The following is a 16,496-nucleotide window of genomic DNA, read 5'->3' as shown; positions in this document are numbered from 1 at the left end:
CTCACCGTCCCGGTGCGTAGATCTGGTCGAAGACACCGCCGTCGCCGAAGAAGCGGGTCTGCGCGTTCGTCCAGCCGCCGAACTTCTCGTCGATGGTGAACAGGGTCACCTTGGGAAAGCGGTCGGCGTGGCGCTGCGCCACCGCCTCCAGCCGCGGCCGGTAGTAATGCCTGGCCGCCAGTTCCTGCCCTTCGGGGCTGTAGAGATGGTTCAGGTAGGCTTCGGCGACCGGGCGGGTGCCGCGCTTGTCGACGACCTGATCGACGATGGCGACGGGCGGTTCCGCCAGGATGCTGACCGAGGGCACGACGATGTCGAACTTGTCCGGCCCCAGCTCCTCCACCGCGAGGAAGGCTTCGTTCTCCCAGGCCAGCAGCACGTCGCCGATGCCCCGCTGCACGAAGGTGATGGTCGACCCGCGCGCCCCGGTGTCGAGCACCGGCACGTTGCGGAACAGCCGGGTGACGAAGTCGCGCGCCGCCGCCTCGTCGCCGCCGGCCTTGTCGAGGGCGTAGCCATAGGCGGCCAGGAAGTTCCAGCGTGCCCCGCCGGAGGTCCTGGGGTTGGGCGTGATCACCCGGACGTCCGGCTTCACCAGATCCCCCCAGTCGGTGATCCGCTTCGGGTTGCCCTTGCGGACCAGGAACACGATGGTAGAGGTGTAGGGGGCGCTGTTGTGCGGGCGCGCCGCCTGCCAGTCCTTCGCCATCCGGCCCGAGGCGGCGATCTCGTCGATGTCGTAGGCCAGGGCCAGTGTCACCACGTCGGCGTCGATGCCGTCGATCACCGAACGCGCCTGCTTGCCCGAGCCACCGTGCGACTGGCGGATCGTCACGGTCTCGCCGGTTTCGGCCTTCCACTTCTCGGCGAAGGAGCGGTTGAAGGCGACGTACAGCTCGCGCGTCGGATCGTAGGAGACGTTCAGCAGGGTGACGTCGGCCCGGGCCGCCGCCGGCGCGCCGCAGGCAAGCGCCGCACCGAGCAGGAGGGCCGCAAGGGAACGGGTGCGCAGGGTCATGGTTGAACTCCACGGACGGGGGCCGACGGACCGGCCCGATACCCGCCATTCCCGATCAACTTGGTCGTGATTGCAAGCGGAAAATTGCCTTGCCCTGTGAATTGGCGTGAATCCGGTTCAGATTTTACGCTTTCGGTTGGTTATTCAGGCGCGGCGGCTGTGGAGTCCGGCCGCCTCGGCGACCTGTGGCGCCAGCGCGTCGGCCAGGCTGGTCCCTTCCAGGATGCGCAGCGTCGCCTCGTGGATGTCGGCGTAGACACGCCGGATGGCGCAGGCCCCCTCGTCGGCGCAGTCGTCGCACCGCCGGTAGGCCATGCGGCTGAGGCAGGGCAAGGGGGCGATGGGCCCGTCGATGATCCGCACCACCTGCGCGAAGGTGATCTCCGACGCCGGCCGGATGAGCACGTAACCGCCGTACTTGCCCCGCCGGCTGCCGACGATGCCGTGATGCTTCAGGTCCAGCAGAATCTGTTCGAGGAAGCGTTTGGGGATGCGGTGCCGTTCGGCGATGTCGGCGATCTGGAGCGATTCGCCCTCGTCGGCGACGGCGAGGGCGAGCAGGGCGCGCAGGGCGTACTTGGCTTTTTGTGACAGCATGGTCGCCAGTCTAGACCATCCCGGCCGGCCCGTCAGCGGGGGAGACCGCGACACCTCTGCCGATCGCCATCACCCGGTCGCGCAGCCAGCGCTGCGCCGGGTGGCCGGTGGTGCGGTCGTGCCAGACCATGGCGATGGTGAAACCGGGCACCGGGACCGGCGGCTCGAAGACCTGCAGGCGCTCGGCCCGGCCGTGGACGAGACGCTCCGGCACCAGCGCGATCATGTCCGACCGCGCGACGATCTCCGGCACCATCATGAAGCCCTGGACCGACATGGCGACCCGCCGCGACCGGCCGTGCGCCGCCAGGGCCGCATCGGCCGGCCCGCTGAATCCGCCGCCGCCGGGCGACACGATGACGTGTTCCAGGGCGCAGAAGGTGTCCGCGTCCAGCGTCCCGGCGATCCGCGGGTGGTCGCGCCGGGCGATCGTCACGTAGCGTTCCTCGTAGAGGGGGCGCAGGCGCAGCCGTTCCGGCGCGACCTGCGGCGTGATCACCGCCAGATCGACCTCGCCCCGTTCCATCTGCGCCGTCAGATGGGCCACGTCGATGGTGCGGAACGCCAGGCGCAGTCCGGGAGCCTCGCGCGCCAGGGTGAAGGACAGCGGCATCAGGACCGCGTACTGGACGTAGTCGCTGGCCACGATCGACACGGTCAGCTCCGCCACCGCGGGGTCGAACCGTGCGCCCGCGGCGATCACGCCGCGCACCTCCTCCAGCGCCCGGCGAAGCGGCTCCTGCAGGTCGAGGGCCCGCTGCGTCGGGATCATTCCCCGTTGCGCGGGGATCAGCAGCGGATCGCCGAACAGGTCGCGCAACCGCGCCAACTGGGCGGACAGGGCCGGCTGGCTGAGGTTCAGGCGCCGCGCCGCCCGTGTCACATTGCGCTCCGCCAGCACCGCATCCAGCGCCACCAGCAGGTTCAGATCGATATTCCTATCCATGGCATGGATACCAGCACGCATAATTTACGATTTCAAGAATGGCAGGGAGCGGGCTCAGGGTCAGGGGAACCCCGATTCACGCCGAAGGAGGCCATGCCGTGAACGTCTTCATCCTCTACGCCCACCCGGAGCCGCAATCCCTGAACGGTTCGCTGAAGGACTTCGCCGTCGCGACGCTGACCGATCTCGGCCACAGCGTCGCGGTGTCGGACCTCTACGCCATGGGCTGGAAGGCCACCGCCGACGGCGACGATTTCCCCGTCCGGCAGAATCCCGACCGTCTGCACTATCCGCGGGAATCCGCGAGCGCCTACACCGGCGGCACCCAGCCGGCAGCGATCACGGCCGAGCAGAACAAGCTGCTGTGGGCGGATGCGGTCATCCTGCAATTCCCGCTGTGGTGGTACTCGATGCCGGCGATCATGAAGGGCTGGTTCGAGCGGGTGTACGCCTACGGGTTCGCCTACGGTGTCGGCGAACATGGTGGCGAACGCTGGGGCGACCGCTTCGGCGAGGGCACGCTGCTGGGCCGGCGCGCCCTGGTGTCGACGACCATCGGCGGGCGCGAACCCCAGTACACGCGCGGCGGGGTGAACGGATCGCTGTTCGACGTGCTGTGGCCCATTCAGCACGGCACGCTCTACTATCCGGGCATGGCGGTGCTCGACCCGTTCGTCGTCTACCGGGCCGACAGCCTCACCCCGGAGCGGTGGCACGCGATCACGGATCAGTATCGCACCCGTCTGGAGACCCTGTTCACCGCCGACCCGATTCCCTTCCGTCGCCAGAACGGCGGGCACTACGACGGGCAGCAGGTGCTGAAGGACGGCCTGGGCGGCGGCGAGACCGGGCTGCGCATGCACCTGCTGCAACCCGGAGAGCCGCCGGAGCACCCGCTCGGGCGTTCGTGAGGGCGCGCCGTCGCGGGACTGTTCATCGGACGGGGGGCGGCGCGCCTACGGCCTCTATCCCGCGCACGACACCGCCCGGATCGAGTCGGCGCCGGGCGTTGGACGGCTGCCCTCGATCATCAGCAGACGAAGGGCGGGCGGCCCGATGTTCCTGTTCCCGTGCGGTGTTTCCGGACGCCAATCGACCCGCGCCGCCGGCCCACGCCGAAAACCGGGCGCCGGGCATGCGATCAGGAACGTCACCCGCCGGACGGGGATCTGTGAGGCGGACCGGGTCGGCGTACAGCGTCAGGCTGGCGCCGGTTCCGAACGGATGGCATCAGCCGGCGATCGCCCGCCCCGAAACGTGATCTGCCAAGGATTGAAACCGCTGGCCGCCATCTGTCATCGCCTTGCTGTGACGAGAGGGCGAGAGCGCTTCTGGCGATGTTCTTCGACGGTCTCGGTGAAGCAGGGCCAAGCCCTTGACATGCTTCACTGAAAGAATGGTGGGCGCGACAGGGATTGAACCTGTGACCCCTACGATGTCAACGGACTGGTACTCCGCAGGAAACCTCAAGATTTCCGGGGCAGCGAAGGCGAACGAAGGGTGAATTTGGAGGCATTCGGCAGGGGCTTCTTCCCAGTTATTTCCCAGGTCTTTCCCTACAAATGTTCCCCATATGGTCCCATTAGCGGCGATATGCGACGGCCCTGGCACGAACAAGCGCTTACCCCCGCCGTTGGCTTGCGGAAGATTGAGCGAATCATAGCGTTCTCGGTGATGTGGTGTCTTGTGCGCCCATCGCATTTCACCACGAATCGGGAAATAGTGCCCTCCACCACATCACCTCAGACCGCCGTGCGCCGCTAAGTTGGTGGGTGCCTGGAACGCAGTCAGCCGCGCAGTGCCGTGCGCTCGACGCTACCCGCGCGGGTGGTAGCTTGGAGCGAATGGCGCTGATCGCGCAGGCGCACGGCCTCGGCGCAACGTGCCTCCCGTCGCTGCCGTTGCTCGGCAGATGCAAGCGGCTGGCCACCTGCCCAGTCTCCGGGGCGCCCCGGCCGGCCCCGTCAGCGTCAAGCCGATTGCGGACGATGACGGCAACCGTATGGTGCTGCTTCAGCCAACCAGCCAGCGTCTCCGCCGCGCGGTCGGGCATCAGGGCGACGACGCGACTGCATTCAAGGTCAACCAGGATGTCTCCCGCGAGGTCACCCGATCACCGCTGCCCCACAGTTGCCTCTCCCATTACGCCGGGTTGCGCACGATTCTGATTTGCACATACTAATGCGTATGAGTATAATAAATGCCGCGTTCATAATGGAGAGTTTTCATGGTTTCGCCAGGACGTCGGTTCCAGGCCGAGGTCAGGAACAAGCGTCTGAAAGCCCTTGTCAATGGGACGGAGAGTGCAGAGATCGAGGCTCGCGCCAACGCCGCCAGAATGTCGATAAGTGCCTTCGTGCGCGCGGCTGCATTGGGTGAGGTCGGAGATGCGGCCCAAGCCGAGGCACTGCGCCAGTTCGACGAGATCATCGCCAAAATGGAGCGGTCGGTGAACGCGGCGGTCCTCGCCGTCGATGAGGCCAACCGTCGTATGGAGGCAATGCGATGAGCGACTGGTTCGAACGGATCGCGCGCCTTGCCGCCCTTGGCGAACGGGTAAATTCCCTTTCCGAAAGCGTAAAGACGCTGTCGGTGCGTGTCGAAAATCATAACGAACGAATTACCCGCATCGAGACGCTGATGTCTGCTCATCACTCGGACGGCACAATGCTCCGCATCATTCAGACAGGTAATATTTGAAATCAAAGGAAGTGTCCGTGGCAGAGCTTCCAGAGTTCTGAATCGACACTCTTCCCGACGGCTTTATTCGGCCACGGATGGGCATCGGGATACGTCGCAAGTTTGGAGTCATATCCGGGATCGGGTAGGCTCGTGGTCGTTTTGGCAAGTGGGGTGGCGGGATGGTATGCGGCGGCATGAGCCCGTTCGAGGGCCGCCTATAGCTGAGCTTGCGGATGGTCGAGGATATGCTGGCCGCCCCTGGCAACGTCGTGAACCATGAAACAGTGCGGCAGTTGGCCCAGAAGTTCGGCCGTAGCCGAGCCACAACACTTACAGCTGAATCGCGGTGGCGCGGCGAGTAAGTGCTTGGAATCTGACCGATTCTCGGCGGAGGAGACGCAGCTTATCAACCGGGGGTAGTAGTACGGTATGTTCCGTAACTCGAAACTGGTGCAGCGACCGAAGACCCGCAACGCGGAAAAGGGCAGAAAAGACACGCGAGAGGTCGCAGGTGAGGACTGCATGGAAAAGCACAACGGTAGCAAGGCCGAAGCCTTCGAAGTGGCGGTCGCCCGGATGCGGCGGATCGTTTGCGCACGGCTAGGCCATGGAACGACGGCCGTGGTGGACGAGTTCCTTACGGAACGGCGGGTGGCGGCCGAGATAGAAAACCGCGACTGAGTTCGAGGAGATTTCCGTCCCGCGAGGCTGCATCGGCAACGACTGGATCCCGTTGCGACAGGTCACGCTTTTGGATGTGAACCGCCTTGCCTACGGGTAGACCTTGATGGACGATGATGGTGGCCGCTTATGTGCAGTGCATCAACATTTGGATAGCCGGCTCAGACGAATTGTCTAGCGTCGACATTGAAGCGCTGTCGGCCACGCTCAACCTATAGCCATAACCCTCCCGCAACGGAGAAGCGCGAAATGCGAAGGATTGCCGGAGTAATCTTGTATGATCCCGATCAGCGCGCCCTCGAGAAGGCCATATCCCGGTGCCTTGATGAAGAGGCCTTGAATGAGGGCCGAGTCTCGCGCGAAGAACTGCAGCATCGTAATGGTGGGTTCGGAATGTTTCGCCAATCAAAACTCGTGCGCCGTCCGAAGCTTCCAAGCACGTCTACGGACTGATCAATACCTGAACTCCGTTCCCCGTCAAGTGGGGCGCGTTCATCGGTACCGTTGATGAACCCCTTCCGGCTTAGCCCGCGGTTAACCGATCACACAGCCGTATACGCGTATGCCTGAGATCCGGTCGAATCACCTTATCGCGAATCGTCAGTCGGCGGGGGCCCCTGCCACAAGATTGTGTCTCGTTCCGGAGCGGCGACTCAATGCCTGTCGGTTCCCTCCTCCGTCGCGTTGGTCACGAAACGCAACGGCCGCTTCAGCGTATCCGCAATGCCGGCTCGGTCGGACAGGCGTTGCGACAGCACGGCAAGGGCCATGTCGTCGGGCAAGCACTGCGCGAACTTCAGTTCACCCAGCAGGTCGGCATCGGCCGCGGCCTCCAGACGCGCTGGATCAATAGTGGCCAGCGCGTCGCGGACAGCCGGTGCATCGGCGGTGTCGGTCTGGATGGAGAGGTCATCGTGGCCGCGTGTGGTCAGTCCCGCCGCGGCGAGCGCCTGTGCCAGCATGGCGTTGGCGCGGCCTCCGGCAAAGGTCCACCACCGCGTCCGCCCGTTGCCGCCGCTCACCAGCGGCAGGGACGTCCCGTCGCAGAACGCATAGCCCTCGCGCAGCGAGGCCAGGCAGGCCTCTCCCCGCTTGGACAGCCGGGCCGGAATGACGTCGCCCACCGCCACCCGCTCCATGGCCCGGCAGAGCGCGACGTCCAGGCTGCGCGCACCGCCCATCCAGCGCGACCGCCCCGCCTCGCCCGACGGCTCGACCGTCACCAGGCGGCGGGCCCAGTCCACGGCGACGACCCTCCAGCTTCGGCCGGCCAGCAGCAGCGTCGCCGCCTCGCCTTCACCCCGCTGCAGGCTGGTGGGGTCGACCTGCCCGATCTCCGCGACACCGAAGCGAACCGACAGCAGCAGCGGCGTGGTGAAGGCGGCCATCAGGTCCATGAAGTTCCGGCGGCCGATCTCCCGTTCGCCCTTCGGACCCATGCCGAGGATGCCGCCGTCGTCGGCGAGGATGCCGGTGTCCAGCATGTAGGCAAGGACGGCGTCGGCGCGCCGGGCGTCGACACCGTCGAACACCCGCCCGAGCCAGTCCCGCCAGCCTCCCCTCTCCAACCCCCGTTCCTGGAGGATCAGGGCCATCACCTGCTGGGCGAAGAGATGCAGCGGGTCGGGCGGCGGCTCCACCGGCTCGACCCAGCCGTCGCCCCACAGGCGGACGATGCCGGCGGCCTGGAGGAAGGCGCTTTCCGACGTGGCCAGGAACAGGCAGTTGCGCGTGGAGCCCGCGCGGCGCCCCGTGCGCCCCATGCGCTGGAGGAACGACGACACACTCGACGGCGCGTCGATCTGGATGACGCGGTCGAGGTCGCCGACGTCGATCCCCAGCTCCAGCGTGCTGGTCGCGACGATGACGCAGTCCTCACCGGTGGCGAACGCCTCCTCCGAGCGGCGGCGCTCGTCGATGCCGAGCGAGCTGTGGGAGACGAAGGTGCGCACGCCCGCGGTCCGCAGCAATGCCCCGAGACCCTCGACCTTGCTGCGGCTGTCGCAGAAGACGAGGCGCTTCTCCCCGCGGTGGACCCGCGACAGCACCGTCGCCGCGTTCTCCAGCGACCCGACATGGTCGAGCATCACGTCGCCACCGGCCGGCGGCGCCGGCTGGCCGACCACCGCTCCCCCCTCGCCACGGCTCAGCCAGCCCAGCAGCGCGTCCGGGTTGCCCACGGTGGCCGAGAGGCCGATCCGCTGGACCGGGCGCCCGGCCACGCGGGCGAGCCGTTCGGCCACGGCCAGCAGGTGCCAGCCGCGGTCGTCGCCGGCAAAGGCGTGCAGTTCGTCCACCACCAGCGCCCGCAATCCGGCGAACAGCACGCGATGGTCCACCCGCCGCGAGATCAGGATCGCTTCCAGGGACTCCGGGGTGGTGAGCAAGAGGTCGGGCGGCTGGCGCAGCATGCGCCGTCGCTCCCCGGCCGCGACGTCGCCGTGCCACAGCCCGACCGTCCGCCCCACCAGCCCGGCGTAGTGACGCAGGCGCGGTTCCAGGTTGTTGAGCAGCGCGCGCAGCGGACAGACGTAGAGCACCGACAGCCCGTCCCACCGCCCGCTCAGCATGCGCGACAGCACCGGAAACGCCGCGGCCTCCGTCTTTCCGCCGGCCGTGGGGGCGAGCAGCAGGGCGTGGCGGCCGTCCAGGATCGGGTCGATTGCGTTAAGCTGGGTCGGCCGCAGGGTCGCCCAGCCGAGCGAGTTGACGATGTGGTGCTGAAGGGCCGGGTGCAGGCGGTCGAACGGGCTCACCGGTCCGGCTCACAGGTCCAGCTCGACGTCGTCGACCGAGGCGGCGGCGGCACCGGCGCGTTCGGCCACGGTCATCTCCGCGGGCGCCACCGTCAGCGCATAGTGCCGGCGCGGGTCGAAATCGGCGAACTGGTCGATGCGGTCCAGCACGTCGCCGACCAGTTTCTTCAGGAACAGGCGCGGCGCGATGCCGACCTTCCCGCCGAGCTGTCCGGTCACCGCCTTCGCCAGATCGGCGACGTAAGCGTCGTCGGCGAGGCGGCGCAGCCGCTCCCCGTTGCCCGCGCCCTCGGCGTAGATGTCGCGCACCTTGGCGCCGAGACGGCCCAGCAGGTCGAGGTCGAAACCGGGCAGGCGGACCTGCACCGCCCGCGGGTTGTCGAAGCGCGCTTCGGTGGCGAAGTCGACGTGGAGGCGCTGGGACAGCGGCGGCAGCCGCTGCACCCCCTGCGGCCCGTCGAAGAAGGCGGGCGTGCCGGTGGTCACCACGAACAAGCCGGGGAAGCGGCCGGCGTCGATCTCGTCGACCAGCTGGCGCAGCGCGTTCAGGCCCTTCTCGCGGGTGTCGGCGCGCATGCGCTGCAGCGTCTCGACCTCGTCGAGCACCAGGAGGAGGCCGGCGTAGCCGGAATCGCGCAGGATGGTCAGCAGCCCGGCGAGGAAGTTGGTGGCGCCGAAATGGTCGATCTCCCCCTTGATGCCGGCCGCCCGCTTCACCGACGCGGCGATGTTGGGCTGCCCGCCGAGCCAGCCGAGCAGCCCGTCGGCCAACCCCTGGTCCTCCTGCACCAGGGCGCGGCGGTAGGCGCGCAGCACCGCCGAGAAGGCCGGGGCCTGCCGGGTCACCGCCGCCAGCCGCTGTTCCATCAGCGCGTCGGTGCGCGCCACCAGGGCCCCGGCGTCGGCCGGGTCGATGCCGCCCTCGGCCAGCACGTCCTCCTCCAGGGTGTAGAACCAGCCGTCAACGACGTTGCGCAACGCACCCTCGCTGGCGTCCTGGGTCGCCAGGCGCTCGGTCAGGCGGCGGTAGACCGTCTCCATCCGGTGCAGCGGGGTTTCGGTCTCGGAGATCTGCACCTCGCTGGTGGCGAAGCCGCGGCTGCGCGCCCGCTCCTGGAGCCAGCGCCCGAAGAAGGTCTTGCCGCTGCCGTACTCGCCGCGCACCGCCTTGAAGCCGCCGCGACCGGCGGCCACCCCGTCCAGCTCCTCGTCGAGTGCCGGGGCGAAGCGCTCGATGCCGACCGCCAGAACGTCGAGGCCGGAGCGGGGCACGGTGCCCCGCCGCAGCGCGTCGATGATCGCCGATCGCCGGTGCGGGCTCAGCATCGCGTTCCTCCCCCCTTCACCCCTTCAGCTCGAACTGGGTATCGAGCAGGGCGCGGTTCAGGACCACGGTGCCCGACGCCTCCTCGACCTCCAGAACTTGGACCTGGTCGACGTTGAGCACGCGGCGCGCCGCCATGATCACCGACCCCACGCGGACCTGCGCGACGCCCAGCCGCTGCGCCAGCGCCGTGCGGCTCAGCTTGCCGCCGCGCTGGGCCAGAGCTTCCAGGATCGCACGGACGTCCTCGTCCTTGGCGGCCCCGCGCCCGGCAAGCTGCTTCTGCGCGGCGTAGACCGGCGACGCCAGCAGCCACCCGATCCAGTCGGGGGCCACCGCGGCGCGCGGGCTCTGCGCCGGCCCGTCGAACAACGTGGGCTGGGCGGTCGCCCGCTTGCGCGACGGCGGCGTCGCCGGGGCCGGCCGCGGCGGGGAAGCGGCAACCGACGCAGGGGTCGCAAGCGCCTCCCACCATTCCGGTTGGACCGGCGGCGCCAGCGTCCACACCGGGGGCTTATCGCCGGAGGACCAGAGGACGGCCAACGGCGCCAACACCTCCTGGGGCGTGGCGCCGCCGTGATAGCCGTTCTTGCGGCCCGCGTAGCGGACGCATTCGCTCCACGGCAGCACGGCGATGGCGTCGCCATCGGGAGTCAGCACCCGTCCCTTGGCGAAGGACAGTTCGCCGGAGCCCGCACTCCCGTCGGCGCGCCGCCAGCGGTCGCCCTCGCCCTCGCCGACCTGGTGCGTGCCGGCCTCGATCAGGTGGCCGTGGTCGGCCGTCAGCACCACCACCCGTCCGGCGTTGCGCGCCTCGTGCAGGATCGGGCGCAGGAGGTGGAGATCGTCCAGGCTCCAGCGCTGGCGCACCTGCTCGGGGCCATCGAGATGATCGTCGATGGCGTTGTGGACGATGGCGACGACGCGTCGCGCCGACGTCCCCACCGCCTCGCGGACGGCCGGGGCCAGAGCGCCGCCCTCGCTGAGCTCGCCCTTGTGATAGAGCACCGGCGGGTGCCCGGCCTTGCTCACCGCCCGCAACGCCGGGTGCTCGGCAAGGCCCGCCTTCTCCACCGACTGGCCGCCCCGCTGCGGGCGCCCGCACAGCAGGCTGGCGCGCGACACCACCGTCACGGTGGGCAGCATGGCGACGGCCGAAGCCGGTCCGTCGTCGACCGAGGGCCACAGCTCCCGCCAACCCGCCGCGTCGAGATCGGTCCACAGCTCACGGAAGACGGCGTGGCTCATCCCGTCCATCACCAGCAGGAGCACGGGTGCCGCGGCGGCGAGCGGCGCCACCACCTCCTCCAGCACCCGCTCCACCGGCACCAGCGGCCAAGCGGCGGCCGGGGCGGCGTTCCAGGCGCGCAGCATCCCGGCGAAGCGTTCGTTCCACGCCTCCCGGCGTGTCCGCAAAGCGGCGGCCAGGGCGGCGTAGGCGGACGACAGGGCGGCCAGCTCGTCGCCACCGGCGAGCGTCAGGCGGGCGCGGTCGACGAAGGCGCCGTCGCGGGTGTAGGCGGCCACGGCATCGGCGAAGGACGCGGGCTCCGCCGGCGCCAGCGAGAGCCAGCGCACGAGGCGCAGCGCCATGGCCACCCGTTCGGCCCGTCCCTTCTGCACCGCCGCCTGGTCGTGGCCGGCGACCCGCCCGGCCGCGGCCTCCAGCGCGCGCAGGTCGGCCGGCGCCTTCGCCTCCAGCGCCGCCGCCAACGCCTCGGCGAAGCCGGCGAGGCGGGCCTCGAAGCCGGCCAGCAGCACCGTGCTCGACGCGGCGAAGGCGTCCGCGTGGATCTGCACCAGCAGGGCATCAGCCCGTTCCAGCAGCCGGCGCTGCACCGGCCCGTCGAGCGGACGCAGTGCGCGGGCGGCGGCGGCGGCCCAGGCGCGGCCATGCTCGGCGGGGATGCGCCGCCCGCCGACGAAGGGTTCCAGCCGGACCGAGGCCGCCGTCAGTTCGCTGGCGAGCCAACCCGTGCCGAAGACGACGCCGGCGACCAGCCCCAGCGGCAGGGCGTCGGCCCCGAAGCCGTTCTCGACGCAGGCCGTGACCAAGCCGCCAGCCGGACCGGCGGCCTCCGACAACCAGGCGGCGATGCCGCCGCGCGCCACCGGGGCCAAGGCGGCGAAGCGGGCGAGCGCGCCGTCGCCGATGCACCAGCGCAGCAGCGCCTCGGCGTCCGGCCGGGCGACGGGCAGGCCGAGCGCCCGGTCCAGCAGGTTGGCCCATGCGGTGTCGGCGTCGAGCAGGCCGCCGGGAACCGGCGGATAGGGGCCGCGGTGCGCGTGTTCCAGCAGCAGTTCTGCCAGCCATGGCTTGCCGGCGATGCGGGGGTCGATGTTGCGGGCCTGGAAGGCCTCGCGCACCATCTCCCAGGCCTCCACCGTCAGCAACCGCGCCTTGGCGAGCCGGGCCACCACGTCGTCGCCCAGCGCGTCGGGGCCCAGGCCGGTCAGCAGCACCAGCCCGGTCCCGTCATCCCGCTCGCACAGCGCCTGCCGCGCCGCCAGCGGGGACTCGCACCACACCACGTCGAAGGCGCGGCCGGCGCAATCCAGCCGGTCCGGCCAGGGCTGGCGGGTGGGCGAGCGGATGCCGAGTGCGCGCACCTGCGGATCGTGGCGCACGATGGCCTCCACCTGGGCGCGGATTTGCGCCGTCGTCGGTGCCAGGACCGTCACGCCCGCTTGCCCTTCCGCACGATCTTCCACGACAGGCTGATGGTGTAATCGGGATGGTCGGCGACCGCCCGCTTGAGCCCGTCGAGCACGGCGGCGGCCTCGTCCGCCGACAGGTTGCGCCGGTCCTCCACCGTGATCACCACGTCGTCGGGCTCAAGGGGCGGCGGTTCGACGGCAGGCGGCTCCTCGGGCGTAGGCCCCGCGGGGGGCGGTTCGGCCGGGGGACGCGGCGGCGCGCCGGGCGGCGGCGGCGGGGCCACGTCGGTCAGCAGCTTCAACGCGGTGCGGTGCAGCTCGGCCAGCGCCGGCTTCAGCGCCAGCACGTGCTCGTCGGCGGCGAGGGCCGCGGCGACCCGGTCGAGAAGGGCCCGCGCCGCGGTGGCGCGGTGGTCCGTCAGGCTGCGCAGCGTCTCGAACACCACCCAGGAGGAGTCCCGCAGGGCGCCGCCGGTGTCCGCTGCCGTCGCCATGGCCCGGCCCACCGCGGTGTCGGAGGTCCGCAGGGCGGCCCCGGCGAAGGCCGGGATCACCCGCTCCGCGGTCGTACCCACGACGGCGGCCAGCAGGGCGCGCGCCGATTTTGCGGTGGTCAACCGGTCGGCGGCGTCCGCGTCGCCACCGAACGCGGTCAGCCGGCGCTCCAGGTCGGCGGCCAGCGTGTCGACGGTCGGGCGCAGCGCCGCCGCCTTGTCCGCCACCTGGGCGGCCAGCCGGGCGGCGTTGCCGGCGTTGCGCACCTCCGCGGGCGTCAGCCCGAACAACAGGCCGGCGCGGCGCACCGCCTCCCGCCACTCCTCCTCGGGCGGCAGCGACTGTTCGCGCAGCTCCAGATCGTCGTCGAGGCTGTCGAGGGTCGGGCGCAGCGGGGCGCTGCCCTTGAAGAAACTGCGGTTGGTCTGCCCGGCGTAGGTGAGGATGACGAGGTTCTCCACCTCCTTGGGCAGGCCCATGGATTGGGGCTCGTCGATCCAGCCGCGCAGCGCCCTCACCGTCATGGTCCCGCCGTGCTGGGCGTGGCGCTGGGTGAAGTGGGTGCGCCAGTGGTGGGCCAGCACGAAGTGGGTTTCCCCCATCTCGCCCAGCTTCAGCGGGTTGGCGATGGACCGCACCAGCTCGCGCACCGGCTTCTCGGCGATGTAGACACGCCCGTCTGGTTCGGCCAGCGCCCGGTCGACCTGTTCCTGCACGGTGCGCAGCGCGCGGGACCGGATCTCGGTGTCGAAGGCGGGATGCGCGGGGTGGAGATAGGCGAAGAGCTGGTCGAGCAACTTGTCCAGGGCGCCCTTCATGGTGGCCGCCACCGGCAGGGCCGGGCGGAAGCCGTTCAGCGAGTGCAGGTGATCGCCGGGCGGCAGGGGCGAGTCCACGGCGTCGGCCGGCTCCGAGGCGATGCCGTAGGCCACCTCCAGGCAGGAGCGCAGGCGCTGCTGGAGCACGCTGCGCTGGTTGGCGAGCAGGGCGCGGGCCTGGTCGCGGTCCACCGCCGAGAGATGGCGGGCGTGGTCGGCGAACCGCTCCCCGGTCAGCAGGTAGTTCAGCTTGACCAAGGTGCCGAGGTCGCGCTTCGCCTTCTCGCTGAGGAACGAAGGCAGCCAGACCAGGGTGTCGGAGCGGCCGTCGGTGGTCGCCTTGAACTCCTGCAAGCGGGCGATGTCGTTGGACGGCCACTGGTTCGGGTCATCGAAGGGGAAGTCGAAGATGACCGACCACGCGCCGTCCTGGTTGCGCAGCTTCGCATCCGTCATCTCGCGCACGTTGTCGTACACGATGGAGACCTGGCGGCGGGTGCCGCGCCAGGGCAGCGCGTACTCCAGGAACAGCCCGTCGGCATCCGGCGGCAATCCCAGCATCTCGAACAGCATGGCGCGGACCAGCCGGCGCCGGTTGCCGGGATTGTCCTCGCCGGCGACGTTGGCGAGGATGGGGTCGGTGTCGACGCCGGTGATCTGGATCGAGACGACCGGATTGGTGTCCTCGGTGATCTTGATCTCGCCGACCTCGGCCGCCCAGGTCCGCAGCTTGGTCAGGACGATGGAGGATTCGCGGCCGGGGATGGGTGCCCGCACGCTGCCGTGATTCAGCGCCGTCAGCCGCGGTGCGGTCAGCCCCTTCAGCGCCTCCACCTCCGGCACCAGTGCGGCCAGCAGCAGCGTCTTCAGCAGGCGGGTGTCGTTGCGCAGGGCCAGCGCCTTGGCCTGCTCGGCCGTGCCGTCCGCCACCATCGGCCACGCCACCCCGTGCTGGCGCTCCAGCAGGGGCAGCAGCTTGGTGCGGTAGAGCTTCTTGGCGTTCTCGAAATGGATCTTCATGGCGTCCGAGAACGGCTCGTCGCCCTCGGCGATGACGTCGTAGAGGTCGCCGACCGGGATGATCTGGCCCAGCGCCAGTTCCTCGCGCCGGTCGACCAGGAGCTGGAGCATCAGCTTCAGCGCCGTGCGCTCGCGCTGCAGCACCGACGACACGGCGATCAGCGTCTGCACCAGGGCGGGGCTGAAGGGATAGACCTGCCGGAACATCGCCTGCTCGCCGGTGGAGCCCAGCAGCGTGTCCAGCACCTCGCGCCGGACCTTCAGGAACTCCTCGAAGGCGGCCCCCAGGGTCACCTCGGCCGAGGGCGACACCGGGCGCAGCACGCGCCTCTGTGCGATGACCGGGAGGTTGCGGTCCTCCAGCGTGATGCGGTGGAAGCGCGCCTCCCAGTGCTTCAGCACGTCGGCGAACTGGAGTTGCAGGGCACCGGCGAGGTTCTGGCCGACCAGCTCCCGCAGGTCGCGCTGGCGGGCGATGAAGCTGACCAGCGGGATGGGGCGGGCGTGCAGCGCCTCCACCAGCTTGGACAGCTTGGAGCCCTCGCGGGACACGAAGTCGACGTTGGCGGCCTGGGTGGCCAGCCACAGGATCAACTCGTCGAGGAACAGGATGACCGCGTCGTAGCCCAGCGCCCTGGCGTGCCGGCTCATGATCGCCAGCCCCTCGTCCAGGGCGACGAAGGCCTGGCCGCGGTTGGCGGCGACGTGGGCGTAGGAGGCGAAGTAGACCCGCACGAGGTCGCCGATCAGCCGCTGCCGGTCCTCGCCCGTGGCCGGCTCCAGCGTCGCCGCGTCGAAGGCGGCGGCGTCCCACAGGCCGGAATCGAGCGTGCCCCAGCCGTCGCCGCCGGCGTCACCATTGCCGTCCTCCGCCTTGCCCTCGTTCAGGCGGGCGAAGAAGGCGGCGTCGCCCATGTTGGTGCGCAGGCGCTGGGCGTCCTCGAACAGCGACTCCGAGAGGTAGAAGCCGGGCAGCGGCGCCTCGGGGTGCAGGCGCCGGACATGGTCGGCGTACTGGCCCAGCACCGCCGACTCCAGGTCGTGCGCCCCGATCATGTGGTAGGGCACCATCAGGAAGCGCCGGCCCAGGATCCACGCGTCGTGGCGCACCACCACGTCGGCCAGCTCCGGGATCGAGCGGGCCTCCAGGTTGCCGGCCAGCAGCAGGTTGAGCACGGCCATGAAGTGGCTCTTGCCCGACCCGAAGGAGCCGTGGAGGTAGGCGGCCTTGCTGGTGTGCCCGGTGACCGCCCCCTCGATGAAGCCCAGTGCGTCGTCGAAGCAGGCCTTGAGCTGCGGCGTGACGACGTAATCGCGCACCGTCGCCTTGGCGTGCTCCAGCCCGTCGGCCAGCTTCAGCACGAAGTCGCCCTGGTGCACCCGCTCCGGGATGTGGATCAGGTCCTTGATCAGGGTCCGAGTCTGCGTCATCATGCGCGGTCTGCTCTGGTCCGGCGGTGGGAAACAACCATAAGAGGGTTGCCCCGTCGATGTCACGCTT

11 protein-coding genes are annotated in these 16,496 nt (G+C 69.8%); 4 read left to right on the top strand and 7 right to left on the bottom strand.

Going from position 1 to position 16,496, the window contains the following annotated elements; translation table 11 throughout:
• Window position 1: 1 nt before the first annotated feature.
• From G472_RS0112440 to G472_RS0112430, 3 genes are all read right to left on the bottom strand, one after another.
• Window positions 2-1,018, bottom strand: coding sequence for a sulfate ABC transporter substrate-binding protein (locus G472_RS0112440; protein WP_029008660.1), 1,017 nt, complete (start codon window positions 1,016-1,018; stop codon window positions 2-4).
• A 144-nt stretch (window positions 1,019-1,162) separates the two neighbouring features.
• Entirely contained in the window at window positions 1,163-1,615 is a 453-nt protein-coding gene (locus G472_RS0112435) for an RrF2 family transcriptional regulator (RefSeq protein WP_029008659.1), read from the bottom strand.
• A gap of 10 nt (window positions 1,616-1,625) precedes the next feature.
• On the bottom strand, window positions 1,626-2,561 hold the full coding sequence (locus tag G472_RS0112430; protein WP_029008658.1) for a LysR family transcriptional regulator: 936 nt from the start codon (window positions 2,559-2,561) through the stop codon (window positions 1,626-1,628).
• A gap of 98 nt (window positions 2,562-2,659) precedes the next feature.
• Here G472_RS0112430 and G472_RS0112425 point away from each other — a divergent pair, with 98 nt between their 5' ends.
• The 4 genes from G472_RS0112425 (at window position 2,660) to G472_RS38815 (ending at window position 5,924) form a co-directional block, all read left to right on the top strand.
• Window positions 2,660-3,472, top strand: coding sequence for an NAD(P)H-dependent oxidoreductase (locus G472_RS0112425; protein ID WP_029008657.1), 813 nt, complete (start codon window positions 2,660-2,662; stop codon window positions 3,470-3,472).
• A 1,316-nt stretch (window positions 3,473-4,788) separates the two neighbouring features.
• On the top strand, window positions 4,789-5,070 hold the full coding sequence (locus tag G472_RS0112415) for a plasmid mobilization protein (protein ID WP_029008655.1): 282 nt from the start codon (window positions 4,789-4,791) through the stop codon (window positions 5,068-5,070).
• Entirely contained in the window at window positions 5,067-5,261 is a 195-nt protein-coding gene (locus G472_RS38820; protein ID WP_156927096.1) for a hypothetical protein, read from the top strand. The genes G472_RS0112415 and G472_RS38820 overlap by 4 nt, the downstream gene beginning before the upstream one ends.
• A gap of 411 nt (window positions 5,262-5,672) precedes the next feature.
• Window positions 5,673-5,924, top strand: coding sequence for a hypothetical protein (locus G472_RS38815; protein WP_156927095.1), 252 nt, complete (start codon window positions 5,673-5,675; stop codon window positions 5,922-5,924).
• 653 nt (window positions 5,925-6,577) lie between these two features.
• Here the strand turns inward: G472_RS38815 and G472_RS0112410 are convergent.
• Genes G472_RS0112410 through G472_RS0112395 form a run of 4 tightly spaced genes read right to left on the bottom strand, consistent with a single transcriptional unit; the run spans window position 6,578 to window position 16,429 of the window.
• Window positions 6,578-8,680, bottom strand: a complete 2,103-nt coding sequence (locus tag G472_RS0112410) for a DEAD/DEAH box helicase (RefSeq protein ID WP_029008654.1) — start codon at window positions 8,678-8,680, stop codon at window positions 6,578-6,580.
• A 9-nt stretch (window positions 8,681-8,689) separates the two neighbouring features.
• Window positions 8,690-10,006: a BREX system ATP-binding protein BrxD gene (gene brxD, locus G472_RS0112405; RefSeq protein ID WP_029008653.1), complete on the bottom strand. Its 1,317-nt coding sequence runs from the start codon at window positions 10,004-10,006 to the stop codon at window positions 8,690-8,692.
• A 16-nt stretch (window positions 10,007-10,022) separates the two neighbouring features.
• Window positions 10,023-12,686, bottom strand: a complete 2,664-nt coding sequence (gene pglZ / locus G472_RS0112400; protein ID WP_051340733.1) for a BREX-2 system phosphatase PglZ — start codon at window positions 12,684-12,686, stop codon at window positions 10,023-10,025.
• The gene (locus G472_RS0112395) at window positions 12,683-16,429 is read right to left on the bottom strand and encodes a BREX-2 system ATPase PglY family protein (protein WP_029008651.1); all 3,747 of its coding nucleotides are present in this window, start codon (window positions 16,427-16,429) and stop codon (window positions 12,683-12,685) included. Before G472_RS0112395 ends, pglZ begins: the two co-directional genes overlap by 4 nt.
• Window positions 16,430-16,496: the final 67 nt, after the last annotated feature.

The organism is Azospirillum halopraeferens DSM 3675, assembly GCF_000429625.1.
Lineage (GTDB): Bacteria > Pseudomonadota > Alphaproteobacteria > Azospirillales > Azospirillaceae > Azospirillum > Azospirillum halopraeferens.
Note: the sequence above shows the minus strand (reverse complement) of the source record. Positions and strands in the feature narration are given on the sequence as shown.